This window comes from Kitasatospora sp. NPDC001664, from assembly GCF_053596675.1.
Map to the genome: position 1 here is coordinate 327492 of NZ_JBSFGS010000004.1, position 25612 is coordinate 353103.

Below are 25612 nucleotides of genomic sequence, written 5' to 3' on the forward strand. Positions count from 1 at the left end.
GTCGCCGTGCGGACGCGAGGCCGCACAGGGGCTCGTAGTCTCGCTCGGCGCCCCGCACGGTGCGGGGTGTCGAAAGTCTTCTGGTACCGACCAGTCTTCTGTGGTTGTCCGGCCTGCGCCGTTGCCCCGTCCCGGATGGCTGCCGGAGGGGTCCTCGGGCCCACCACCCATCCGGGGTGGCGGGCCACAAGGGGCTGGCCTGCGTCGACGCCCGCTCCCCTGGGGAGCCGTGGCGGCCCGGAGCGGCAAGGCCCGGAAGCCGGGCCTGCCCTCCTCCCGCCAGGCGGACGCAGGTGCGCGCGGCCCGGCGGCCTCTAGCCGGCCGGGGCCGCGGCGCGGTCGAGCGCCAGCGGGTCGGTCACCGTGCCGGTCTCTGCGTCGAGCGGCCCCTGCGCCAGCCTGGTCACCTCAGCGGGGACCGGCGGCGCCAGGTCGGCCGTCGCACGGAGACCGGACAGAACGTCGTCGGGTCGTACGGCGGGTGTGGCGTGTCGTACTACCAGCCGCAGTATCGCACAGGGTCCGGCGCTACGAACATCGCGCGTACCGTCCGTACCGGTGTTGTTACCGTCGCCCACCTGCGGCGCAAGGAGCTCCAGCGCGGCCACCGCGCCGCGCGCGTCGAAGACCCGGATGCCGTTCTTCGTCTGGCGTTCGACCTCGACCCGCTCCTCGGCCAGGAACAGGGCGATCGCGCGGGCCGCCTCCTCGTCGGTGACCCGGTCCAGCCGGACCTTCCACTCGGAGGCCTCCAGGCGCTCCACGAAGTGCGGCGTGCGCACCTCGACGGCGTCGATCACGTCCAGGCCGGGCGGCAGCGACTCGTCGAGCTGCGCGCGCAGCGCCTCCGGGTCGCGGGCCTCGGCGAGGCCGATCTCCAGGTACTCCGCCTCGCTGGCCACCCCGGTCGGGGCGGCGTTGGCGTACGAGACCTTGGGGTGCGGGGTGAAACCCGCCGAATAGGCCATCGGGACCGCCGAACGGCGGAGCGCGCGCTCGAACGCCCGCTGGAAGTCACGGTGGCTGGTGAAGCGCAGACGGCCGCGCTTGGTGTAGCGGAGACGGATGCGCTGCACCGTCGGCGCGGGCGGCGGACCGTCGGGCGTGCGGCGTGCCAGGGCGCTCAGTCCTTAGTCAGTGGGTCGGGCCGGCCGCTCGCGTGATGGGCTCCGGCCGGACTTCTGTCAGCGTCAAGGGTACGGCCTGTGCCGCCCACCAGCGCCCGCCTGGCCTCCCGGGCCGCCTCCCGGACGGAGGACCAGGCCCGGCGCAGCTCGTCCTTGACGGGCCACCAGACCTCCTGGCGCACCCAGCGGCAGGGCCGCAGCACCGCGAACCGCCACAGCCGCCCCGCCAACCTCCAGGCCTGGCCCAGCAGTTGACCGACCGTCCGGAGCACCGGGGACAGCAGCACCCGCCAGAGCCGGCCCAGCGGAATCACCAGCAGGTACCGCAGCAGCACGCCGAGGGCCCGGGCGAGGACGTTCAGGACCGTGAGCAGACCGCGCAGCAGCCGGACCAGTCCGCGCAGGCAGGCGGCCAGCACCTCCACCAGCCCGTGCCAGATCGGGGTGAGCACCGAGCGCAGGAGCCAGCGGAGCGGGGCCGCCACCAAGGTCCGCCCGGTCCAGGCCAACGCGCGGCCGAGCAGGACCAACCCGGCCCGGATGCCCCGGGCGGACAGCACCAGCCCGGCCCACAGGGCCCGGCCGAGCGGGGCCAGCACCGACTTCCCGAACCACTCCAGCGGGACCAGGAGCCCCCAGTACAGCAGCCAGGCCAGCGGCAGCAGCACACCGTTCCGGCCGAGCCAGAGCAGCCCCCGGCCACCGGCGACCAGCGCCGCTCCGAGCGCGAACAGCGCGACCACCAGGCCGCGCCCGGACGGACGGAGCACCCGGCGGCCGACCCAGCCGCCCGGCCGGACCAGCAGGGTCGCCCCGAGCCACCGCGCCGCGGCCGCCAGGGCCCGCCCACCCCGGACCAGCCCGTGGCCGGTCGCCACCAGAGCGGCCAGCAGCGCCCGCCCGACCGGGGCCAGCACCCGGGTGCCGAACCACAGCAGCGGGCGCAGTAGCAGCGTCCCGACCAGCCAGCCGATCGCCCGGCCCGCCGCCGTCAGGCACCACGCCACGCCCCGCGCGAACGGGCGCAGCACGTACGCGTCCAGCTGCCGGACGGTCCACGCCACGGCGCGTCCCACGGCCACCAGCCCGCGCCACAGCACCCGCAGCACGGCCATCACGGCACGCCCGACCGGTGTCAGCAGGTACGCGTACAGCGCCTTGCCGGTCCAGCCGAGGGCGCGCCCGACCGGAGCGATCAGGTAGGTGTGGGCCGCCCGGCCGGCCAGGGCCAGCGCTCGCGAGGCGGCGCGCCAGGCCAGCACCAGCAGCTCCCAGACGAAGCGGACCGGCACCACCACCGCGAACGCGAGGATCCTGGCGGGTATCCGCACCGCCGCGACCAGGCAGCCCCCGGCCGGTCTGTCGTGCTCGTCCATGAACGGGCTCCCCCCGTGAAACGACCTGACGGTCCCTCCCGTGCAGCACGCACGGGAGGGACCGCCGGGTTCCGTACCTGTGTTACGAGTTGACGACCGTGAGCGGCAGCAGCTTCTTGCCGGTGGGGCCGATCTGGATGTGGGTGTCCATCTGGGGGCAGACGCCGCAGTCGAAGCACGGGGTCCAGCGGCAGTCGTCGACCTCGACCTCCTCCAGCGCGTCCTGCCAGTCCTCCCAGAGCCAGTCCTTGTCGAGGCCGCTGTCCAGGTGGTCCCAGGGCAGCACCTCCTCGTAGGTGCGCTCGCGGGTGGTGTACCAGTCGACGTCGACGCCGGTGCCGGCCAGGCCCTTCTCGGCGGCCGCCATCCAGCGGTCGAAGGAGAAGTGCTCGCGCCAGCCGTCGAAGCGGCCGCCGTCCTCGTAGACGGCGCGGATCACGGCGCCGATGCGGCGGTCGCCGCGGGAGAGCAGGCCCTCGATGATGCCGGGCTTGCCGTCGTGGTAGCGGAAGCCGATGTTCTTGCCGTACTTGCGGTCGCCGCGGATCGAGTCGCGCAGCTTGGCCAGGCGGGCGTCGGTGGCCTCGGCGGAGAGCTGCGGGGCCCACTGGAACGGGGTGTGCGGCTTGGGCACGAAGCCGCCGATGGAGACGGTGCAGCGGATGTCGTTCTGGCCGGTGACCTCGCGGCCCTTCTGGATCACGTTCTTGGCCATCACGCCGATCTGGAGGACGTCCTCGTCGGTCTCGGTGGGCAGGCCGCACATGAAGTACAGCTTCACCTGGCGCCAGCCGTTGCCGTACGCGGTGGAGACCGTACGGATCAGGTCCTCCTCCGAGACCATCTTGTTGATGACCTTGCGGATGCGCTCGGAGCCGCCCTCGGGGGCGAAGGTGAGGCCGGAGCGGCGGCCGTTGCGGGTCAGCTCGTTGGCCAGGTCGATGTTGAAGGCGTCGACCCGGGTGGAGGGCAGCGAGAGGCCGATCTTGTCCTCGGTGTAGCGGTCGGCCAGGCCCTTGGCGATCTCGCCGATCTCGGTGTGGTCGGCGGAGGAGAGCGACAGCAGGCCGACCTCCTCGAAGCCGGTGGCCTTGAGGCCGCGCTCCACCATCTCGCCGATGCCGGTGATGCTTCGCTCCCGCACGGGGCGCGTGATCATGCCGGCCTGGCAGAAGCGGCAGCCGCGGGTGCAGCCGCGGAAGATCTCGACGGACATCCGCTCGTGCACCGTCTCGGCGAGCGGGACCAGCGGCTGCTTCGGGTACGGCCACTCGTCCAGGTCCATGACGGTGTGCTTGGAGACGCGCCACGGCACGCCCTCGCGGTTGGCCACCACGCGGGCGATCCGGCCGTCCTCCAGGTACTCCACGTCGTAGAACCGCGGCACGTAGAAGGCGCCGGTGCGGGCCAGCCGGAGCAGCACCTCGTCGCGGCCGCCGGGGCGGCCCTCGGCCTTCCAGGCCCGGATGATCTCGTTCATGTCGAGCACGGCCTGCTCGCCGTCGCCGACCACCGCGACGTCGATGAAGTCCGCGATCGGCTCCGGGTTGAACGCCGCGTGGCCGCCGGCCAGGACGATCGGGTCGTCCAGGCCGCGGTCGGCCGCGAGCATCGGGATCCCGGCCAGGTCGAGCGCGGTCAGCATGTTGGTGTAGCCGAGCTCGGTGGAGAACGACAGGCCGAACACGTCGAAGGCGCGCACCGGGCGGTGGGCGTCGACCGTGAACTGCGGGACGCCGTGCTCGCGCATCAGCTTCTCGAGGTCCGGCCAGACGCTGTAGGTGCGCTCGGCGAGCACGCCCTCGCGCTCGTTGAGCACCTCGTACAGGATCATGACGCCCTGGTTGGGCAGGCCGACCTCGTAGGCGTCCGGGTACATCAGGGCCCAGCGGACGTCCGCCGAATCCCAGTCCTTGACGGTCGAGTTGAGCTCGCCGCCGACGTACTGGATCGGCTTCTGGACGTGCGGGAGGAGGGCCTCCAGGCGTGGGAAGACCGATTCGACTGACATGCGGTGAGCCCTTTGCGACGCGGAACGGGGTGACCCTTCAGGGTAGCCGAACCCGGATGCGTCAAGTTCCGCGCACGGAGTCGGTCAGATCCCTATCGGCCGCTGGGTGCGGACGCACTGGAGCAGGCCGACGCCGATCCAGACCGCGAACATCGAGGAGCCGCCGTAGGAGACGAACGGCAGCGGGATGCCCGCCACCGGCATGATGCCGAGGTTCATCCCGATGTTCTCGAAGGCCTGGAAGGCCAGCCAGGTGATCACGCCGGCCGACACGATCGTGCCGAACAGGTCGGTGGCCTGCCGGGCGATCTTGCAGGCCCGCCAGAGCACCACGCCGAGCAGCAGGATCAGCCCGAGCGCGCCGACGAAGCCGAGCTCCTCGCCGGCCACCGTGAAGACGAAGTCGGTCTGCTGCTCGGGGACGAACTGGCCGGTGGTCTGGGTGCCCTTGAACAGGCCCATCCCGGTCAGACCGCCGGAGCCGATCGCGATCCGGGCCTGGGCGGTGTTGTAGCCCACACCGGCCGGGTCGAGCGCGGGGTTGGCGAAGGCGGCGAAGCGGTCGATCTGGTACTTGCTCAGCACGCCGAGCTGCCAGATCGCCACCGCCCCGCCGACGCCGGCGGTGATCAGTCCGAAGACCCACTTGTTGGCGGCGCCGGAGGCCAGCAGGATGCCCATGATCGCGACGCCCATCACCATCACCGAGCCGAGGTCCGGCATCAGCATGACGACCGCCATCGGGACGGCCGCCAGGCCGAGCGCCATCAGCACCGAGCGGTCCGAGGGGAAGGCCCGCTCCCCCGCGTCGACCTGGGCGGACAGCACCAGGGCCATCACCAGCACGATCGCCAGCTTGGCGAACTCGGCGGGCTGGATGGAGAAGCCGCCGCCGAACTGGATCCAGGCCTTGGCGCCGTTGATGGTGGAGCCGAGCGGGGTGAGCACGGCCATCAGCATCAGCAGGGTGATCACGTAGACGAAGGGCACGGCGGTGCGCAGGCGCCGACTCCCTATCAACACCACCACCACGAACAGGCCGAGACCGATCGCCAGGTTGGTGAGGTGGCGGTAGAGGAAGTACTGCGGGTCCCCGTGGGTCAGCGAGTCGCGGCCCCGGGTCGCCGACCAGATCAGCAGCGAGGAGCCCAGCGAGAGCACCAGCGCGGCCAGGATCATCAGCCAGTCCAGCCGCCGCAGCGGGGAGTCCTTGGCCAGCGCCTTGCCGACCGCGCCGCGCCGCGGCGGGAACCCGTAGGAGCTGTAGGAGGTCATCAGCGGGTCCTCCGGACGGTCGGCTCCAGTGCGGGGAGGGCGAGCATCAGGGGCACCGTCGGCGGGGTCTTCGGCGCCGGGTCGAGGAAGGTCGCACCGGGCTCGAAGGAGACCGGCTTCACGGCGGTGCCGTCCGGGTTGAACTTGGGCAGCTCGCCCTGCGGCTTGGTGAGCAGGGCCTTGCCGGTGTCGATGTTGCCCTTGTCGTCCACGCCGTAGATGGCCTGGTAGATGCGGCGGACGGCGTCACCGGAGGCGCCGGAGCCGGTACCGGCCTGACTCATCGTCATGACCACCGCGTAGTCGCGGCTGTAGGTGGTCAGGTAGGAGGTGGTCTGCTTGCCGAAGACCTCGGCGGTGCCGGTCTTGGCGTGCAGCTCGATCTTGCCCTGCGGCCAGCCCGCGCCGGTGAACTTCCAGGCGGCGGAGCCCTGCTCGACGACGCCCTTGGTGGCCTCGTCGATGTACTGCAGGGTGCGGGCGTCGGTGGGGATCTTCCCGTCCTCGTGCGGGGCGATCTCCCGGACCAGGGTGCCGTCCGGGGCGACCACGGCCTTGGCCACGGTCGGCCGGTAGAGCGTGCCGCCGTTGGACAGCGCGGCGTAGATCCGGGCCATCTGGAGCGGCGTCACCAGGGTGTCGCCCTGGCCGATGGAGTAGTTGACCGCGTCACCGGCGCGCATCTGGTAGCCGTCGGCGCAGTTCTCCTTGGCCACCAGGGTGCCGTAGTCGTTGCCGCCGGACTGCGCCTGCTTGCACCAGGCGTCCTTGTTGGCGTCGTAGTACTCCTGCTTCCACTGGCGGTCCGGGATCCGGCCGGCCGCCTCGCTGGGCAGGTCGATGCCGGTCTTGGCGCCGAGGCCGAACTGCTTGGCGGTCTTGTAGAACCAGTCCTTGGCGTCCTTCTTCGGCTTGATCCCGCCGTCGGCCATCCACTGGTCGTAGGCCAGGCCGTAGAAGACCGTGTCGCAGGAGACCTCCAGGGCGCGGGCCAGGCTGATCGAGCCGTAGCCCTTGCTCTCGAAGTTCTTGAACTCGCGGCCGCCGAAGGTCAGCGAGCTGGGGCAGGCGTAGTTGCCGCTGAGCGAGTAGCCGGCCTGGGCGGCTGCCGCGGTGGAGACCACCTTGAAGGTGGAGCCGGGGGCGGACTGACCCTGTATGGCCCGGTTCAGCAGCGGGTAGTTGGACTCCTTGCTGGTGAGGGCCTGGTAGTCCTTGCCGGCGATGCCGCCGACCCAGAGGTTGGGGTCGTAGGTCGGGGCACTGGCCATGGCGACGATCCGGCCCGTGTGCACGTCCATCACCACGGCCGCGCCCGAGTCGGCCTCGTAGTTGCGGTGGGTGTCCTTGTCGACCACCTTGCGGGCGTCGACCATGGCCTGGGCGAGGTTGTCCTCGACGGCCTTCTGCACCCGGGCGTCGATCGAGGTCACCAGGTTGTTGCCGGGCTGGGCCGGGGTCTTGCCGGCGCTGCCGATCACCCGGCCGAGGTTGTCCACCTCCAGCCGGTCGATGCCGGTGGTGCCGCGCAGGTCGTTGTCGTAGACGGACTCCAGGCCGGCCCGGCCGATCTGGTCGACGGGCAGGCGGCGCTCCCGGCCGGGCTTGTCCTTGGTCTTCTGCACCTCGTCGTCGGTGACGGGCGAGAGGTAGCCGAGCACCTGGGCCAGGTTGGCGCCCTCGGCGCCGGTGTAGCGGCGCAGCGAGGTGGGCTGGGCGGTGACGCCGGGGAAGTCCTCGCGGCGTTCCATTATCTGCATCGCCTGCTGGGTGGTGGCCGCCTTGGTGACCGGGATCGGCTGGTACGGCGAGCCGTTCCAGCACGGCTGCGGCGTCTTGGCGTCGCAGAGCCGGACCTTGTCCTGGACGTCCTTGGCGGGCATGCCGAGCACGTCCGCGAGCCGGGCCAGCACGGCCTTGCCGCGGTCCTTCTGCTGGAGCAGCTCGGTACGGCTGACCGAGACCACCAGCTTGGCCTCGTTGCCGGCCAGGATGCGGCCGGAGGCGTCCAGGATCTCGCCGCGGACGGTCGGCTCGACCACCTCGCGGATGTGGTTGCCGGCCGCCTTCTCGGTGTACTCCTTGCCGGTGCGGATCTGGAGGTACCAGAGCCGCCCGCCGAGGGTGGCGAGCAGGGACAGCACCAGGACCTGGAGCACGATCAGACGGATCGTCACCCGCGGGGTGCGGCCGGTCTCCGGGATGTTGGTCACGGGTGGTCGCTCCTCACGGGCGCTTGGCGAGGCCGGGGATCCGCCGCTTCTTGCCGTAGCCCGGCAGTGCGGAGACCTCCCGGGTGGTCTTGTAGCGGGAGAGGGTGCCCAGGCCCGAGCTGTTGCCGTCCTCGGACTCGGTGATCACCGGGGCGCCGTCGAAGCGGCGGGCCAAGGCCATCACGGCGGGCACCACGAAGGGGGCCAGCAGCACGTCGTAGAGCAGCGCGCTGAACACCAGGCCGGTGAGGCCGACGTGCCGGGCGGCGGTGTCGCCGACCAGGGCGCCGACCATCGCGTACAGCAGGGTGGAGGCGACCGCGGCGACCGCGACCACCAGCAGCGCGCTGAGCGCCGAGCGCTGGCGGCTGCCCTCGGGGCGGAGCAGGCCGGCCGCGTAGCCGAGCAGGCAGAGCACCAGGGCGTAGCGGCCGACGGCGTGGTCGGACGGCGGGGCCAGGTCGGCCAGCAGACCGGCCGCGAAGCCGATCACGCTGCCGCTGGTCGGGCCGTAGACCAGGGCGAGGCCGACCACCACCAGGAGCATCAGGTCCGGTGTGGCACCGGGCAGTTGGAGCCGTCCGAGCACGCTGACCTGGACCACCAGGGCCAGCATCAGCAGGACGGCGGGAAGCACGATCCGGTTGATCCGCATGGTCAGTTCCCCCCTGCGGTCGGGTTGGCGGGCTGGGCCGGCGGCAGGACGGCGTCGCGCGGGTCGGTGCGCGGCGGGACGACCACCACGCCGACCAGGTCGAGGCGGGTGAACTGCACGTACGGCTCGACCAGCACGGTCTTGGTGAGCTGGCCGGGGGTGGCCTCGACCTCGACCACCTTGCCGACCGGGACGCCGGGCACGAACGGGCGGCCGCTCTGCGAGCCGAAGGTGACCAGCCGGTCCCCCGGCTTGACCTGGGCCTTGCCGTTGAGCAGCGAGACCTTCATCGGGCCGGTGCCCTGGCCGTTGGCGAAGCCGATCTCGCCGCTGCCCTCCAGCCGGGTGCCGGCGCTGAAGCCGGGGTCCGAGGCGAGCAGCACGGTGGCGGTGGTCGGCGCGATGGTGGTGATCCGGCCGACCAGGCCCTGGCCGTTGATCACGGTCATGTCCCGGGTGAGGCCGTCGTCGCTGCCGGCGTCGATGGTGATGGTCCAGGAGAAGGCCTGGGCCGCGCCGATCGCGATCACCTGGGCGGCCTTGACGGTGTATCCGCCGTTGCCCGCGGTGCGCAGCAGCTCGTCCAGCTGCTTGGTGCGGCCCGAGGCGGTGTCCGAGGAGGCGACCCGCTGGCGCAGCTCGGTGTTCTCCCGGGTGATCTGGTCCAGCCGGGCCTGGTGGGTGCCGGCGTCCCGGACGGCGCGGACGGTGCCCGCGACCGGGTCGACGGCACCGGCGGCCGCCCGCTCGACCGGGCCGAGCGCGCTCGCCGCGAACCGCCGGGCACCGCTGAGCGGAGAGCCCTCGCCGCCCTTGATGTCCACGGTGATCAGCGCGAACGCGACCGCCACCAGCAGGACGAGCAGTAGTCGGCTCTCTCGTGTGTCCCTCACGGTGCGGGAGCTGCCCTTCGGTGCCGGGCCCCCGGCCGCTGTGGACGGCTGAGGGCCCCTCAGTTGACTTGTCTGTTCGGATGCTTAACGACGGGGCTGGGCGTCGAGTACCTGCTGGAGCGCCTCGAACTCCTCGACGCACTTGCCGGAGCCGAGCGCGACCGAGTCCAGCGGGTTCTCGGCGATGTGGATCGGCATGCCGGTCTCCCGGCGCAGCCGCTCGTCCATGCCGCGCAGCAGGGCACCGCCGCCGGTGAGCACGATGCCGCGGTCCATCACGTCGCCCGCCAGCTCCGGCGGGCACTGGTCCAGGGTGGTCTTCACCGCGTCGATGATGGAGTTGACCGGCTCGTCGATCGCCTCGCGCACCTCGGCCGCGGAGATCACCACGGTCTTCGGCAGCCCGCTGACCAGGTCGCGGCCGCGGATCTCGGCGTGCTCGTCCTTCTCCCCTTCGAGGGCGAAGGCGGAGCCGATGCTCATCTTGATCTGCTCGGCGGAGCGCTCGCCCAGCAGGAGGCTGTACTCCTTCTTGATGTGCTGGACGATCGCGTTGTCCAGCTCGTCCCCGGCCACCCGGATGGACTGCGCGGTGACGATCCCGCCGAGCGAGATCACCGCGACCTCGGTGGTGCCGCCGCCGATGTCCACCACCATGTTGCCGGTGGCCTCGTGCACCGGGAGCCCGGCGCCGATCGCGGCCGCCATCGGCTCCTCGATGATGTGCACCTGGCGCGCGCCGGCCTGGGCGCTGGCCTCGATCACGGCGCGGCGCTCCACTCCGGTGATGCCGGAGGGCACGCAGACCACGACGCGCGGGCGGGCCAGGTAGCGGCGGCGGTGGATCTTCAGGATGAAGTACCGCAGCATCCGCTCGGTGATCTCGAAGTCGGCGATCACGCCGTCCTTCAGCGGGCGGATGGCGACGATGTTGCCCGGCGTGCGGCCGATCATCTTCTTCGCCTCGGAGCCCACCGCGAGGATGCCGCCGGTGTTGGTGTTCACCGCGACCACCGAGGGCTCGTTGAGCACGATTCCCTTGCCCCGGACGTAAACCAGCGTGTTGGCCGTGCCGAGGTCGATCGCCATGTCACGGCCGATGAACGACAGGTTGTTGCCCATGGGGTGTGTGGTGCCTTCCCGAGCTCGGATGCAGATGGCGGGGAGATGGGGGTGGGTGACGGCCGACGGCCGTACCGGGCCCGCGAATTGTGCTCCATCGTAGCCACGCCGGTCGTCACGGACTGCTCGGACTGCGAGGTACGGGATGCCGCCCATTCTCCGGCGGCCCGACGGCATCTCCGAGGATTGGGACGCCGTGTCGGGGCTCCGAGTTCCGTATATGAGGATCAAACGCCGATATTCACCCGACCGGTCCCGAGGGGGCCGGGACCGGTCGGGTGATGACCGTCCGTCAGGCGTGGGACGGGAAGAAGATCTTGATCTCGCGCTCGGCCGAGGCCTCGGAGTCGGAGGCGTGGATCAGGTTCTCGCGGGTGATGGTGGCGAAGTCACCGCGGATGGTGCCGGGGCCGGCCTGCAGCGGGTCGGTCGCGCCGGCGAGGGCCCGGACGCCCGGGATCACGTTCTCGCCCTGGACGATCAGGGCGATGGACGGGCCCGAGGTCATGAACTCCAGCAGCGGCTCGTAGAAGGGGCGGCCGACGTGCTCGGCGTAGTGCTCCTCCAGCGTCGCGCGGTCGAAGGTCCGCAGCTCGACGGCGGCGAGCCGCCAGCCGGCCTTGCGCTCGATCCGGCTGATGATCTCGCCGGCCAGGCCGCGCTTGACGGCGTCGGGCTTGAGCAGGACGAGAGTGCGCTGGGACACGGTACGGCTCCTGGGGACTAGGCGTCGGTCACCGGGAACACTACCTTGCGTGAACGGCGCGCCGGGGGCGCGGGGAACTGCGCGCAGGGGAACAGCAGCACCTGCAACTGGCTGACGGTGAGTCAGTTGCAGGTGTGCCGCCTTCCGACCCGCGCAGTTCCTCGCGCCCCCGGCATCACCACGTGCGTTCCCCGCCCACCGGCAAGCTACGCGGCAGCGGCGCGGGCCGCCTTGATCTCGTCGATCTTGCGGCCGTAGTGGACCGAGCACCACCAGAGGCCGGCGAAGACGACGCCGAGGCCGAACATGGTGGGGAGGATGAAGCCGCTGAGGATCAGTCCGATCTGCAGGGCCCAGCCGACCGCCACCGCGCCGGGGCGGGTGATCGCTCCGCAGAGCAGCACGCAGAGCAGCATCGCGACCCCGCTCACCGCCCAGACGGTGCCCGTCCCGACGTCGGAGAGCTGCATCGCGACCAGCGCCGCGAACATGATCAGCAGTGCCTCGCCGATCAGGGTGGAGGAGCAGAGGGTCCGCACGTCACTTCCTCCCGAGCAGGATGCGGGCCTCGCCGATGGTGATCACCGAGCCGGTGACGATGACGCCGGCGCCGCCGAGGTCCTCCTCCTCGGCCGCCGTGATCGCCGCCTCGATCGCGTCGTCGAGCCGGGGCTCGACCCGGACCCGGTCCTCGCCGAAGATCTCCACCGCGATCGCGGCGAGCTGGTCGACGGGGGTGGCGCGGTGGGTGGAGTTCTCGGTGATGACCACCTCGGCCAGGATCGGCTCGAAGGCCTCCAGGAAGCCGGAGGCGTCCTTGTCGCCGCTGGTGGCGATGACGCCGACCAGCTTGGAGAAGCCGAAGGACTCGCGGATCGCCTCGACGCTGGCCTGCGCGCCGTGCGGGTTGTGCGCGGCGTCCAGGATGACGGTGGGGCTGCGCCGGATGACCTCCAGGCGGCCGGGCGAGGAGACGCCGGAGAAGCCCTGGCGGACCTTGTCGATGTCGAGCCGGTCGCCGCCGGACTTGCCGCCGACGCCGAAGAAGGCCTCGACCGCGCAGAGCGCGAGCGCCGCGTTGTGGGCCTGGTAGGCGCCGTGCAGCGGAATGAAGATGTCCTCGTACTCGGCGCCGCCGATCCCACGGATCGTCACCATCTGCCCGCCGACGGCCACCTCACGGCGGATCACGCCGAACTCCATGCCCTCGCGGGCCACGGTGGCGTCCACCTCGACGGCGCGGCGCAGGATCGCCTCGGCGGCGTCCAGCGGCTGCTGGGAGACCACGGCCAGGCCGCCGGTCTTGATGATGCCGGCCTTCTGGGTGCCGATCTCGCCGGTGGTGTTGCCGAGGCGGTCGGTGTGGTCCAGGCCGATGGGGGTGATGACGGAGACGGCGGCGTCGATGACGTTGGTGGCGTCCCAGGTGCCGCCCATGCCGACCTCGACCACCGCGACGTCGATCGGGGCGTCCGCGAAGGCCGCGTAGGCCATGCCGGTGAGCACCTCGAAGAAGGACATCGCGATGGGCTGCTGCTGGTCGACCATCTCGACGTAGGGCTCGATGTCCCGGTAGGTCTCGATGAACTTGTCGACGCTGATCGGCGCGCCGTCCAGGCTGATCCGCTCGGTCACCGACTCGACGTGCGGGCTGGTGTAGCGGCCGGTGCGCAGCTCGAAGGTGTTGAGCAGCTGCTCGATCATCCGGGCGGTGGAGGTCTTGCCGTTGGTCCCGGTGATGTGGATCGCCGGATAGGCCCGCTGGGGCTGCCCGAGGATGTCCATCAGCGCCCGCATCCGGTCGAGCGAGGGCTCGATCTTGTTCTCCGGCCAGCGCTTGGAGAGGGCGGTCTCGATCTCGCGCAGCTCGCCGTGGTGGTCGGCGGCGTCCGGGTTGCCGGGGCGGATCGTGTACGGGTTCTGCGGGGCCTTGTCGCTCACGCGGACAGTGTACGGAGCCCACACGGAGCTCGGAGCGGGTGAGGCCGGTCACCTTGCAAACATTTAGCAAAGTTGATGGTTACAGTGGAAAACTATGGCGGCCAATGATGATCACCATGGATTCATAGTCGATCATCCGTTTGGAGCCCACCTTTGGACGTCCTGCGCTCCTTCTTCCTCGCCCACGAGGCCCAGGTGCTGTGGACCGCCCACCTCCTCTCCCTGGTGCTGCTGGCCTACATGGTCCTGGTCTTCGGCCGGTTCCTGCTCTACTGGGCCGGCTCCGCGCACGCCTTCCGGCGCAACCGCCCGGACGAGCCGGGCGACCCGGGGGCGTTCGCGTGGCACCTGGTGATCCCCTGCCGGGACGAGGAGGCCGTGGTCCGGCAGACCCTGGACGGGCTGCGCCGCAGCGCGCCCGAGGCGCACCTGTGGGTGGTCGACGACGACAGCGAGGACCGCACCCGGGAGCTGGTGCTGGAGGCCGCCGGGCAGGACCCGCGGATCCACCTGGTGCAGCGCCGCCGGCCGGACGCCCGGATCGGCAAGGGCGCCGCGCTGAACGCGGCCTACCGGCAGATCACCGCCTGGCTGCCGGAGGGCACCGACCACGAGCGGGTGGTGCTCGGCGTGGTGGACGCGGACGGCGAGCTGGAGCACGGGGCGCTGGCGATGGTCGCCACCGACAAGGCGATGGGCCGTCAGGACACCGGCGCGGTGCAGATCGGCGTCCGGATGCGCAACGCCGACGACGAGCGCCCGCTGCCCGGCCGCGGCCGGATCGCCAACGGCTTCGCCCGCTACCTGGTGCGGATGCAGGACGTCGAGTTCCAGGCCAGCAACGCCGGGATGCAGCTGCTGCGCCGCCGCACCGGCAGCGTCGGCCTCGGCGGGAACGGCCAGTTCGTCCGGCTCTCCGCGCTGGACGCGCTGGCCGGGGACGAGCGGGCGCCGTGGCCCGAGCGGGCACTGCTGGAGGACTACGAGTCCGGCCTCGAACTGCGGCTGGCCGGCTACCGGCTGACGCACGTCCACGAGACCCGGGTCTCCCAGGAGGGCCTGGTCTCCGGCCGGCGCTTCCTCACCCAGCGGACCCGCTGGGCGCAGGGCAACATGCAGTGCCTGCGCTACACCTGGCGGGTCCTCAGGTCGCGGCACTACGGGCCCGCCGGCAAGGCCGAGGTGCTCTACACCTTCCTGCAGCCGGTGGTCGCCGTGCTGCTGGTGCTGCTCTTCCCGGTCTCGCTGGGCATCTCGCTGGCCACCCGGGTCTTCTACCCGGCGGACGCGCTGGCCTTCGAGGAGCGGTTCGGCCCGTGGATGGCGCTGGCCTTCCTGGTCGCCGCCCTGCCGCTGGTGCTCTGGGGCCTGTCCTACCGCCGCACCGCGTACCCCGACCGCAGCCGGCTGACCGGGCTGCTCTGGGGCATCGGCCTCTGGCTGTACACGTACCACGTCTTCCTGGTGGCCACCCGGGCCGCCGTCCGGCTGCTGCTCGGCCGCAACGGCTGGGCCAAGACCCGGCGCAACGCCGAACGCACCGCCGCCGGCGCCCCCACCGCACTCGAAGCCTGACCGGCTCCATCCCGAACGGACCCCCACCGTGACCACCTGCTCTCCCTCCCCCGCCCGGATCGCCGTCGTCCTCGGCACCCGCCCCGAGCTGGTCAAGCTCGCCCCGCTGATCCACGAGCTCGGACCGACGGCCCGCCTGGTGCACACCGGGCAGCACTGGGACGAGGCCATGTCCGGCCAGTTCCTGCGCGAACTCGACCTGCCCGAGCCCGAGTTGCTCTCCGGCGTGGGCGGCCGCCCGCGGGCCGGCCAGGTGGCCGCCGCGCTGGCCCAGCTGGAGACCGCGTTCACCGCCGAGCGCCCGGGCGCCGTGGTGGTGCAGGGCGACACCAACGCCACCCTGGCCGGGGCGCTGGCCGCCAACGCGCTGGGCATCCCGCTGGTGCACGTGGAGGCCGGGCTGCGCAGCCGCGACCGCGCGATGCCGGAGGAGCACAACCGGGTGATGGTCGACCACATCGCCGACCTGCTCTGCGCGGCCACCGAGGAGAACGCCGCCAACCTGCGCGCCGAGTCGGTCACCGGCGAGGCGATCGAGCTGACCGGCAACACCGTGGTCGAGGTGGTGGAGCGTCAGCTCCCGGACGCCGCGGCGCGGGCCGCACTGCTGGCCCGGTACGGCCTGACCGAGGACGCCTACGTGCTGGCCACCGTGCACCGGCCGGAGAACACCGACACCGCCGAGGCGCTCGGCGCCGTCCTCACCGAGCTGGACCGGATCGCCGCCGCCGGCACCGCCGTGCTCCTCCCGATGCACCCGCGCACCCGGTCCGCCGTGGAGCGCTTCGGCCTGGCGGCGCTGCTGGCCCGGCTGACCGTCACCGAGCCGGTCGGATACGGGGACTTCCTCGGCCTGGCCCGGCACGCCGCGCTGCTGGTCTCCGACTCGGGCGGGGTGCAGGAGGAGTGCACCGTGCTCAAGCGGCCGCTGCTGGTGGTCCGCCGCTCCACCGAGCGCCCGGAGGCGGTGGACGCGGGCTTCGCCGCCCTGGTGCCGCCCGGCCCGGAGCTCGGCACCCTGGCCGCCGCCTGGCTGGCCGACACCCCCGAGCGGCTGGCCCGGCTGGCCTCGACCCCGAGCCCGTACGGCGACGGCCTGGCCAGCGAGCGGATCGCCCGGCTCACCCTGGCGCTGGCCGGGCCCTTGACAGCCTGAGTGGTCTACTCCACCGTGTGTCCCACGTCACTGGTCCAGACCGGTGACCACTCCCTGCACTGCTCCGCACCATCCTCACTCCCCCACACGGAGATGGCATGCGCGCAAGAAGCACGGTGAACATCCTCCTGACCGCCCTGGTCGCCACGGCGCTCGCGGTGATCGGCCTGCTGCTGAGCTCCCCGGGCGCCCGGGCGGCGGACGTGGACCTGATCGTCAACGGCGGGCTGGAGAGCGGCGACCACCTCACCCCGTGGAGCTGCTCCGCGGGGCAGGGTGCGACCGGCCAGACGCACAGCGGCAGTTACGCCCTGAAGGCCACCCCCTCGGCGGGCGACAACGCCCAGTGCACCCAACGGGTGGCGGTCAAGCCCTCCTCCACCTACGTGCTGACCGCGTGGGTGAACGGGCCGTACGTCTACCTCGGCGCCACCGGCACCGGCTCCACCGACCCCAGCACCTGGACCAACTCGACCAGTTGGACCAAGCTCAGCACCACCTTCACCACCGGTGCCTCGACCACCTCGGTCACCGTCTACCTGCACGGCTGGTACGGCCAGGGCGCCTACCTCGCCGACGACATCTCACTGGTCGGTCCGGGCACCCCCTCGCCCAGCCCGTCCACCTCGGTCAGCCAGAGCCCCAGCCCGAGTCCGAGCACCTCGGCGAGCCCCAGCACCTCGGCCAGCCCCAGCCCCAGCCCCTCGCCCAGCGGTTCGCAGCCGCCCAACAAGCACCTGCTGACCGGCTACTGGCAGAACTTCGACAACGGCGCCACCGTCCAGCGGATCAGCGACGTGCCGGCCGCGTACGACATCATCGCGGTCTCCTTCGCCGACGCCACCGGCACGCCGGGCGGCATCTCCTTCACCCTCGACCCGGCGCTGTCGAGCAAGCTCGGCGGGTACACCGCCGCGCAGTTCAAGGCCGACGTCGCCGCCAAGCGGGCGGCCGGCAAGAAGGTGATCGTCTCGGTCGGCGGCCAGAACGGCACGGTGGCGGTGAACAGTTCGTCCTCCGCGACCACCTTCGCCAACACCGCCGCCGCGGTGATCCAGGAGTACGGCTTCGACGGGATCGACATCGACCTGGAGAACGGGGTGAGCGCCACCTACATGGGCCAGGCGCTGCACTCGCTGGCCGGCAAGGTCGGCAGCGGCTTCGTGCTGACCATGGCCCCGCAGACCATCGACATGCAGTCCACCGGCGCGGAGTACTTCAAGCTGGCGCTGAACGTGAAGGACATCCTCACCATCGTCAACATGCAGTACTACAACTCCGGCGCGATGCTCGGCTGCGACGGCCAGGTGTACTCGCAGGGCACCGTCAACTTCCTCACCGCGCTGGCCTGCATCCAGCTCAAGGGCGGCCTGGCGCCGCGTCAGGTGGGCCTCGGCGTGCCGGCCTCGACCAGCGCGGCGGGCGGCGGCTACGTCAGCCCGAGCGTGGTCAACGCAGCGCTGGACTGCCTGGCCGCCGGCACCAACTGCGGCACCTTCAAGCCCGACACCAAGTGGCCCGGCATCGGCGGCGCGATGACCTGGTCGACCAACTGGGACGCCAAGGCGGGCGGCGGCATCGCCACCACCGTCGGCGGCCACCTGCACGCGATGCCGTAACCGGGGCGGCGTCAGCCCTGGCGCGGGATGCCCGTCCGGGCCCCGTGCCGGTGCCGCAGCTCGGTGACGATCTCGGTGAGCTCCCCCTCCGGCAGGAAGGGGAGCATCATCGCGACCGCCTGGAGCAGCCCGCCGAGCAGGAAGGTGGTGTCGGGAGTGGCGGCCACCAGGGCCCGGACGGTGACCACGTCCCCGGCGTCCACCGCCTCCAACAGCTCGGCCACACCGACGAGTTCCTCCTCGGTGTCGACCTCGGAGGTGTCCTCGGGGGCCCGACGGGCGAGCGCGCGGAGCACCCGGTCGGCCACCTGCGGGGCGTACGCCTTGCGGACCGCCTCGGCGGCGATCCACGCCAGCAGGGTGGTCACCTCGCCCTCGGCGTTCTCCGCGAGCAGCAGCTCCAGCTCGTGGTCGAAGGCGAGTTGGTTGCCGTGCCGGAACGCGAGCAGGAGGGTGGCCGCCCTGGCTTTCGCCTCGGTCACCTGCTCCGTCGGCAATTCGTCGGCCAACTCCCTGGTCACCACCACGCCGTGCCCTCCCGTCAGTCGACTACCTCGCCTCGGAACACCCACTTACCGTACACAGTCGAACTGCAAACACCGCTTAACCCGCGCGCAAAACAAGCAGACCCGATCGGCCTACGCCATTTAAGGAATTCACTCAAGCACTCACCGCGAAGGTGCGGCGCAGCTCCTCGATCTCCTCGACGCACTTGCCGGAACCGACCACGACGCAGTCCAGCGGATTCTCCGCGACCCGCACCGGCAGGCCGGTCTCCCGGGCGATCCGCCGGTCCAGCCCGCGCAGCAGCGCGCCGCCGCCGGTGAGCACGATGCCCTGGCCCATCACGTCCCCGGCCAGCTCCGGCGGGCAGCGGTCCAGGGTGCGCTTCACCTCGGCGACGATCTCGGCCACCGGCTCCTCCACGGCCCCGCGGACCTGAGCCGCCGTCACCAGGGCGGTGCGGGGCAGCCCGAGCACCGTGTCCCGGCCGCGCACCTCCAGCTCGGACGGGCCCTCGAAGACCTCGTCCTCCTCGGCCGAGCCGATCGCCAGCTTGACCTCCTCGGCGGTGCGCTCGCCGATCAGCAGGCCGTGGTCCTTCTTCACCTGCTTGACGATCACCTCGTCCATCCGGTCCCCGGCCACCCGGATCGAGCCGGCCGCCACCATGCCGCCCATCGAGACCACGGCCACCTCGGTGGTGCCGCCGCCGATGTCCACCACCATCGAGCCGGTGGGCTCCTGCACCGGCAGCCCGGCCCCGATCGCGGCCGCCATCGGCTCCTGGATCAGGTGCACCGAGCGGGCCCCGGCACTGCCGACCGCCTCGATCACGGCGCGCCGCTCCACCCCGGTGATGCCGCTGGGGACGCAGACCACCACCCGGGGCCTGGCCCGGAACCAGCGGCCGCCGGACCCGGTGGCCTTGGCCATCAGGTGGCGCAGCAGGTGCCGGGTGCCCTCGAAGTCGGCTATCACGCCGTCCTGGAGGGGCCGGGAGGCGACCACGTCCTCCGGGGTGCGGCCGAGGGTCCGCTTGGCCTCGGCTCCGACGCTGAGCACCTCCCCGGTCTTCCGGTCCACCGCGATCACCGAGGGCTCGTTCAGCACGATTCCCTTGCCGCGGAGGTAGACCAGGGTGTTGGCCGTTCCGAGGTCGATCCCGATGTCCTGCCCACGCCCCTGCCGGGTACCCGTCATTGGCCGCCGCCTTCCCGCATTCCGAACTCTTCGTGCACGTCCGCCGCCGACCAGCGTACGTGAGGGAATTCGGCCGAACGGGTTGCCCGGGGGGACGCAATCCGACGGGCAATCAGTTCCCCTGCGGGAAAAGGCGGAGCCCGGAAACGCCCGAGGGCCGCACCTCCGCCGGAAGCGGGGGTGCGGCCCTCGGGTGGTACGGCGTCAGCTCGCGGGCAGCGAGGCCAGCTGAGCGGTGATCCGGACGATGTCGGCCTCGGCGGCCTCCTGACGACCCTTGATCTTGGCCACCACGTCGTCCGGCGCCTTGGCGAGGAAGCCCTCGTTGCCGAGCTTGGCGGCGCACTGCGCCTTCTCCTTCTCGGCGGCGGCCAGGTCCTTGGCGAGGCGCTTGCGCTCGGCCGCCACGTCGATGGTGCCGGAGAGGTCGAGCGCCACGGTGGCTCCGGCCACCGGCAGCGAGGCGGTGGCCGAGAAGCCCTCCTCCGGAGCGGTCAGGCGGGCCAGCGAGCGGATGGCCGTCTCGTGCACGGCCAGCCGGGTGCCGACCAGGTCCAGCTGCGCCGGGACCTTCTGGGTGTCCTTCAGGCCCTGGTCGTTGCGGAACCGGCGGACCTCGGTGACCACCTGCTGGAGCAGTGCGATCTCCGACTCGGCGTCGGCGTCACGGTAGCCGGAGTCCTTCGGCCACTCGGCGACCACCACCGACTCGGCACCGGTCAGCGTGGTCCACAGGGCCTCGGTGACGAACGGGACGACCGGGTGCAGCAGACGCAGCGTCACGTCCAGCACCTCGCCGAGCACCCGGCGGGTGGCTTCGGCCGGCGCTCCGCCCTTGGCCAGCGTGCTCTTGGTGAGCTCGACGTACCAGTCGAAGACCTCGTCCCAGGCGAAGTGGAACAGGGCGTCCGAGACCTTGGCGAACTCGTAGTCGTCGTAGAGCGCGTCCACCTCGGTCACGGTGGCGTTCAGCCGGGACAGGATCCAGCGGTCCGCGGCGGTCAGCTCCTCCGGCGCGGGCAGCGGGCCTTCGACGGTGGCGCCGTTCATCAGCGCGAAGCGGGTGGCGTTCCAGACCTTGTTGCAGAAGTTCCGGGAGCCCTTGACCCAGTCCTCGCCGATCGGCACGTCCGCGCCCGGGTTGGCGCCGCGGGCCAGGGTGAAGCGGACCGCGTCGGCACCGTAGGCGTCCATCCAGTCCAGCGGGTCGACGGCGGTGCCCGAGGACTTCGACATCTTCTTGCCGAACTCGTCGCGGACCAGACCGGTCAGCGCGATGGTCTTGAACGGTGCCTGACCGTCCATCGCGTACAGGCCGAACATCATCATCCGGGCGACCCAGAAGAAGATGATGTCGTGTCCGGTCAGAAGGACGTCGGTCGGATAGAACTTCTCCAGGTCCGGGGTCTGCTCCGGCCAGCCCAGCGTGGAGAACGGCCACAGGCCGGAGGAGAACCAGGTGTCCAGGACGTCCGGGTCCTGGTACCAGCCCTCGGCGGTCGGCGGCTGCTCGTCCGGGCCGACGCAGATGACCTCGCCGTCCGGGCCGTACCAGACCGGGATGCGGTGACCCCACCAGAGCTGGCGCGAGATGCACCAGTCGTACATGTTGTCGACCCAGTCGAAGTACCGGCGCTCCAGCTCCTTCGGGTGGATCTCCACCCGGCCGTCGCGGACGGCCTCGCCGGCGGCCTGCGCCAGCGGCTCCACCTTGACCCACCACTGGAGGGACAGGCGCGGCTCGACGATGGTGTGGCAGCGGGAGCAGTGGCCGACCGAGTGGTCGTACGGCCGCTTCTCGGCGACGATCCGGCCCTGCTCGCGCAGCGCGCCGACCACGGCCGAGCGGGCCTCCAGCCGGTCCAGGCCGAGGAACGGACCGTGCACGGTGATCGCACCGTGCTCGTCCATCACGGTCAGGTTCGGCAGGCCGTGGCGCTGGCCGATGGCGAAGTCGTTCGGGTCGTGCGCCGGGGTCACCTTGACGGCGCCGGTGCCGAACTCCGGGTCGACGTGCTCGTCCGCGACGACCGGGATCTCACGGTCCGTCAGCGGCAGCTTGATGGTACGGCCGACCAGGTGGGCATAGCGCTCGTCCTCCGGGTGAACGGCCACCGCCGTGTCGCCGAGCATCGTCTCGGCCCGGGTGGTGGCGACCACGATGGAGTCGTCCCCGTCGCCGTAGCGGATCGAGACCAGCTCGCCCGGGACGTCCTCGTGCTCCACCTCGATGTCGGAGAGCGCGGTGAGGCAGCGCGGGCACCAGTTGATGATGCGCTCGGCGCGGTAGATCAGGCCGTCGTCGAAGAGCTTCTTGAAGATGGTCTGGACGGCCTTGGAGAGGCCCTCGTCCATGGTGAAGCGCTCGCGGGACCAGTCCACGCCGTCGCCGAGGCGGCGCATCTGGCCGAGGATCTTGCCGCCGTAGTTCTCCTTCCACTCCCAGACCTTCTCGACGAAGGCCTCACGGCCCAGGTCGTGGCGGGAGAGGCCGGACTCGGCGAGCTGCTGCTCGACCTTGTTCTGGGTGGCGATGCCGGCGTGGTCCATGCCCGGCAGCCAGAGCGACTCGTAGCCCTGCATGCGCTTGCGGCGGGTCAGGGCGTCCATCAGGGTGTGCTGGAAGGCGTGGCCCAGGTGCAGCGCACCGGTGACGTTCGGCGGCGGGATGACGATGGTGTAGGCGGGCTTGTCGCTCTTCGCGTCGGCGGTGAAGTAACCGCGCTCCACCCAGCGCTCGTACAGCTCGCCCTCTACCTCCGCCGGGGCGTAGGTCGTCGGGAGGGTGGCTGCGTTGTCCCCGTCGAAGGTGCCGGGGCGCTGGTTCGTGGTGTCGGTCACGACGCACAGTTTACGTAAACCGGGAGACCGCTCACGACCGCCTTTCCGCCCGGCACCCGGACGGGGGGCGCCGAACACCCATGCGGTACCGTGCCCTACTCACCGTTGGAACGCCGCCGGGGGCGGCGATAGGGGGAGTACTGATGTACGGACCACCGCAGGACCAGCCGCAGCAACCGTACGGCCAGCCTCCGCAGTTCGGCGCACCGCAGCCCCCCTACGGCCAGCCGCAGGCACAGCCGCAGCCCCCGTACGGCCAGCCCGCCCCGCCTCCGCCGCCCGGCTACGGCTACCCGCAGGCGCCCCAACAGCAGCCTCCCGCACCGCAGTTCGGCGCACCGCAGCCCCCGTACGGCCAGCCCCAGCCGCAGCCCCAGGGGTACGGCTACCCGCAGGCACCGCAGCAGCCCCAGCCCTACGGCCAGCCCGGCTACGGGCAGCCGCAGTTCGGCCAGCCGGTGCCGGCCCCGCCGAAGAACAACGCCCCCGCCATCGTGATCGGCGTGCTGGTCGGCGCGCTGGTGCTCGGCGGTGGCGGCTACGCGGCCTGGAAGGCCACCCAGGACGACACCACGACCTCCTCCTCCACCGGCGGCTCCTCGGGCGGTAGCTCGGGCAGCTCAGGCAGCTCCGGCAAGAGCTCGGCCGGCAAGTACAAGCTGGCCGCCCCGCCGACCCTGCCCGGCGGCTACGTGCTGAAGTCCAGCAAGGACGCCCCGGCCGGCTCGGCGGTGGCCGGCGCCAGCTACGAGGGCGGCCTGCTGGCCAGTTACAACAAGGGCAAGGACCTGATGGACACCATCACCATCGGTGGCTCCTGGGGCAAGGTCGACAACCCCAAGGAGATCATCAAGCAGGTCAACACCCAGATGACCACCACCGGCAAGCTCAGCTGGAAGACCCCGCTGGCGGAGGTCCCGGCCGAGGACACCAAGGACAAGGGCGGCTACCTGTCCTGCGGCGTGGCCACCGCCAGCACCGTGGACATCCCGATCTGCGTCTGGGCGAACCACTCCGGCTTCGGCTCGGTGACCTTCAGCAAGCTCAGCCTGACCGGCTCCACCAGCGCGATCAGCCCGTCCGAGGCCGCCTCGCAGAGCCGCGGCATCCGGGACGCCATGATGGCCCCCAAGTAGGCGCCCCGCGCACGGCGGAGATAAGCGGCGGCCCCCGTCCTCACCGAGGAGGACGGGGGCCGCCGTGTCGTGACCGGGCGTCAGGCGCTCTTGTCGCGCCGCTCGCGCTTGATCATGTCGCGCGGGACCAGCGTCGGGATGGCGTGCTTGGAGACCACGTCACCGGTGACCACCACGCGGGCGACGTCCTGACGGGACGGCACCTCGTACATCACCGACATCAGCACCTCCTCCATGATGGCCCGCAGGCCACGGGCGCCGGTGCCGCGCAGGATCGCCTGGTCCGCGATGGCCTCCAGCGCGTCGCGGCTGAACTCCAGCTCCACTCCGTCGAGTTCGAAGAGCTTGCGGTACTGCTTCACCAGCGCGTTCTTCGGCTCGGTGAGGATCTGCAGCAGCGCCTCGCGGTCGAGGTTGTGCACGCTGGTGATCACCGGGAGGCGGCCGATGAACTCGGGGATCATGCCGAACTTGACCAAGTCCTCCGGCATCACCTGGCGGAAGTGGTCACTGGCGTCCGACTCGCGCTTGGATCGGATCGTGGCCCCGAAGCCGATGCCCTTGGCACCGGCGCGGCCCTCGATGATCCGCTCCAGGCCGGCGAACGCACCGCCGACGATGAACAGGACGTTGGTGGTGTCGATCTGGATGAACTCCTGGTGCGGGTGCTTGCGCCCGCCCTGCGGCGGCACGCTCGCGGTGGTGCCCTCCAGGATCTTCAGCAGCGCCTGCTGCACGCCCTCGCCGGAGACGTCCCGGGTGATCGACGGGTTCTCGCTCTTGCGGGCCACCTTGTCGATCTCGTCGATGTAGATGATCCCGGTCTCGGCCTTCTTGACGTCGTAGTCGGCCGCCTGGATGAGCTTCAGCAGGATGTTCTCGACGTCCTCGCCGACGTAGCCCGCCTCGGTCAGGGCGGTGGCGTCGGCGATCGCGAACGGCACGTTCAGCATCCGGGCCAGCGTCTGCGCCAGCAGGGTCTTGCCGGAGCCCGTCGGGCCCAGCAGCAGGATGTTGGACTTGGCCAGCTCGATCGTGTCCTCGCGGCCGTTCCCACCGCTGCGCCCGGCCTCGCCGGCCTGGACGCGCTTGTAGTGGTTGTAGACCGCGACCGAGAGCGACTTCTTGGCGATGTCCTGGCCGACCACGTACTGGTCGAGGAACTCGTAGATCTCGCGGGGCTTCGGGAGCTCCTCGAAACGCACCTCGGAGGTCTCGGCGAGCTCCTCCTCGATGATCTCGTTGCACAGGTCGATGCACTCGTCGCAGATGTACACGCCTGGCCCGGCGATGAGCTTCTTCACCTGCTTCTGGGACTTGCCGCAGAACGAGCACTTGAGCAGGTCGCCACCGTCTCCGATGCGTGCCACGAGGTGCTTCCCCTTCGCCAGGGGCCCCGCGGGGGTCCGGGGCCTGGTGCTGTGAGGCGATCCTGACCGCGCAGCGGCGGCCGGTCTCGCTAATCCGACGGTACTCTGCCGAGCCGGTAATTCCGCCGTCTTCGACAGGTCTGCCGTACGCCCTGGGCGAATTGATACCGAACAGATGCCGTCGAAGGAAGGGGCGGGACACGGCGGACCGCCGTGCCCCGCCCCAGGAGCCACAGGGGGCTCAGGAGGTCAGCGAGGACTTCCGGGTGGAGATGATCTGGTCGATCAGGCCGTACTCGAGGGCCTCCTCGGCCGTCAGGATCTTGTCCCGCTCGATGTCGTCGCGGACCTGCTCGACCGGCTTGTTGGAGTGCTTGGAGAGCATCTCCTCCAGCTGCTCGCGCATCCGGAAGATCTCCTTGGCCTGGATCTCCAGGTCGGAGACCTGGCCGCGGCCGGTCTCGGTGTAGGGCTGGTGGATCAGGATGCGGGCGTTCGGCAGCGCCATCCGCTTGCCGGGGGTGCCCGCGGCCAGCAGCACGGCCGCCGCGGAGGCCGCCTGGCCCATGCAGACGGTGGTGATGTCCGGCTTCACGTACTGCATGGTGTCGTAGATCGCGGTGAGCGCCGTGAAGGAGCCGCCGGGCGAGTTGATGTACATCTGGATCTCGCGGTCCGGGTCCATCGACTCCAGGCAGAGCAGCTGCGCCATGATGTCGTTGGCCGAGACGTCGTCCACCTGGGAGCCGAGGAAGATGATGCGCTCCTCGAAGAGCTTGGCGTACGGGTCGTACTCGCGGATGCCCTGCGAGGTGCGCTCGACGAAGCGCGGAACGATGTAACGGCCCTCGGCCCGGGGGGCGGTGAGCTCGGTGCGCGCGTTGTACATGGG

Annotated in this window: 20 protein-coding genes; 4 read left to right on the forward strand and 16 right to left on the reverse strand. The window is 71.2% G+C overall.

The genetic code is table 11. From position 1 onward, the window contains the following. Positions 1-314: 314 nt before the first annotated feature. The 11 genes from ACWCYY_RS08545 to folC all read right to left on the reverse strand — a co-directional run bounded on the left by ACWCYY_RS08545 (position 315) and on the right by folC (position 13319). Entirely contained in the window at positions 315-1076 is a 762-nt protein-coding gene (locus tag ACWCYY_RS08545; RefSeq protein ID WP_449795515.1) for a TIGR03936 family radical SAM-associated protein, read from the reverse strand. 47 nt (positions 1077-1123) lie between these two features. Then, the gene (locus ACWCYY_RS08550; protein ID WP_449795516.1) at positions 1124-2503 is read right to left on the reverse strand and encodes a hypothetical protein; all 1380 of its coding nucleotides are present in this window, start codon (positions 2501-2503) and stop codon (positions 1124-1126) included. 82 nt (positions 2504-2585) lie between these two features. Continuing rightward, on the reverse strand, positions 2586-4514 hold the full coding sequence (locus tag ACWCYY_RS08555; RefSeq protein ID WP_345282374.1) for a TIGR03960 family B12-binding radical SAM protein: 1929 nt from the start codon (positions 4512-4514) through the stop codon (positions 2586-2588). A gap of 84 nt (positions 4515-4598) precedes the next feature. Beyond that, positions 4599-5789, reverse strand: coding sequence for a rod shape-determining protein RodA (gene rodA / locus ACWCYY_RS08560; protein WP_345282372.1), 1191 nt, complete (start codon positions 5787-5789; stop codon positions 4599-4601). After that, the gene (gene mrdA, locus ACWCYY_RS08565; protein WP_449795517.1) at positions 5789-8002 is read right to left on the reverse strand and encodes a penicillin-binding protein 2; all 2214 of its coding nucleotides are present in this window, start codon (positions 8000-8002) and stop codon (positions 5789-5791) included. Before mrdA ends, rodA begins: the two co-directional genes overlap by 1 nt. Before the next feature lie 13 nt (positions 8003-8015). Next, positions 8016-8657, reverse strand: a complete 642-nt coding sequence (gene mreD / locus ACWCYY_RS08570) for a rod shape-determining protein MreD (RefSeq protein ID WP_345282368.1) — start codon at positions 8655-8657, stop codon at positions 8016-8018. A 2-nt stretch (positions 8658-8659) separates the two neighbouring features. Further along, a complete protein-coding gene (gene mreC / locus ACWCYY_RS08575) occupies positions 8660-9550 on the reverse strand; it encodes a rod shape-determining protein MreC (protein ID WP_345282366.1) in 891 nt (296 codons plus the stop codon). A gap of 84 nt (positions 9551-9634) precedes the next feature. Next, positions 9635-10660, reverse strand: coding sequence for a rod shape-determining protein (locus ACWCYY_RS08580; RefSeq protein ID WP_345282492.1), 1026 nt, complete (start codon positions 10658-10660; stop codon positions 9635-9637). 304 nt (positions 10661-10964) lie between these two features. Then, positions 10965-11378, reverse strand: coding sequence for a nucleoside-diphosphate kinase (ndk, locus tag ACWCYY_RS08585; protein ID WP_345282364.1), 414 nt, complete (start codon positions 11376-11378; stop codon positions 10965-10967). 206 nt (positions 11379-11584) lie between these two features. Then, on the reverse strand, positions 11585-11917 hold the full coding sequence (locus ACWCYY_RS08590) for a DUF4233 domain-containing protein (protein ID WP_345282363.1): 333 nt from the start codon (positions 11915-11917) through the stop codon (positions 11585-11587). Between the two features lies 1 nt (position 11918). Next, entirely contained in the window at positions 11919-13319 is a 1401-nt protein-coding gene (gene folC / locus ACWCYY_RS08595; RefSeq protein WP_380149973.1) for a bifunctional tetrahydrofolate synthase/dihydrofolate synthase, read from the reverse strand. A 153-nt stretch (positions 13320-13472) separates the two neighbouring features. Between folC and ACWCYY_RS08600 the strand changes: the two genes are divergently transcribed. From ACWCYY_RS08600 to ACWCYY_RS08610, 3 genes are all read left to right on the forward strand, one after another. After that, positions 13473-14894 carry a glycosyltransferase family 2 protein gene (locus ACWCYY_RS08600; RefSeq protein ID WP_345282362.1) on the forward strand — a complete coding sequence of 474 codons (1422 nt, stop codon included), beginning with the start codon at positions 13473-13475 and terminating at the stop codon, positions 14892-14894. A gap of 28 nt (positions 14895-14922) precedes the next feature. Continuing rightward, positions 14923-16050 (forward strand): non-hydrolyzing UDP-N-acetylglucosamine 2-epimerase, encoded by a 1128-nt coding sequence (gene wecB, locus ACWCYY_RS08605; protein WP_449795518.1) that lies wholly within the window; start codon positions 14923-14925, stop codon positions 16048-16050. Positions 16051-16148: 98 nt separating this feature from the next. Then, positions 16149-17669, forward strand: coding sequence for a chitinase (locus ACWCYY_RS08610; RefSeq protein WP_449795519.1), 1521 nt, complete (start codon positions 16149-16151; stop codon positions 17667-17669). An 11-nt stretch (positions 17670-17680) separates the two neighbouring features. On the opposite strand, the gene ACWCYY_RS08615 is transcribed toward ACWCYY_RS08610, so the two are convergent. The 3 genes from ACWCYY_RS08615 to ACWCYY_RS08625 form a co-directional block, all read right to left on the reverse strand. Next, a complete protein-coding gene (locus tag ACWCYY_RS08615; RefSeq protein ID WP_345282356.1) occupies positions 17681-18196 on the reverse strand; it encodes a hypothetical protein in 516 nt (171 codons plus the stop codon). A 133-nt stretch (positions 18197-18329) separates the two neighbouring features. Next, positions 18330-19373, reverse strand: coding sequence for a rod shape-determining protein (mreB, locus tag ACWCYY_RS08620; protein ID WP_345282355.1), 1044 nt, complete (start codon positions 19371-19373; stop codon positions 18330-18332). Between the two features lie 204 nt (positions 19374-19577). Then, a complete protein-coding gene (locus tag ACWCYY_RS08625; RefSeq protein ID WP_449795520.1) occupies positions 19578-22214 on the reverse strand; it encodes a valine--tRNA ligase in 2637 nt (878 codons plus the stop codon). 143 nt (positions 22215-22357) lie between these two features. Between ACWCYY_RS08625 and ACWCYY_RS08630 the strand changes: the two genes are divergently transcribed. Next, entirely contained in the window at positions 22358-23350 is a 993-nt protein-coding gene (locus ACWCYY_RS08630; RefSeq protein ID WP_345289181.1) for a hypothetical protein, read from the forward strand. An 80-nt stretch (positions 23351-23430) separates the two neighbouring features. Here the strand turns inward: ACWCYY_RS08630 and clpX are convergent, their stop codons facing one another. Next, entirely contained in the window at positions 23431-24720 is a 1290-nt protein-coding gene (clpX, locus tag ACWCYY_RS08635; protein ID WP_449795521.1) for an ATP-dependent Clp protease ATP-binding subunit ClpX, read from the reverse strand. A 241-nt stretch (positions 24721-24961) separates the two neighbouring features. After that, a complete protein-coding gene (locus ACWCYY_RS08640) occupies positions 24962-25609 on the reverse strand; it encodes an ATP-dependent Clp protease proteolytic subunit (protein ID WP_345289179.1) in 648 nt (215 codons plus the stop codon). Positions 25610-25612 lie beyond the last annotated feature (3 nt).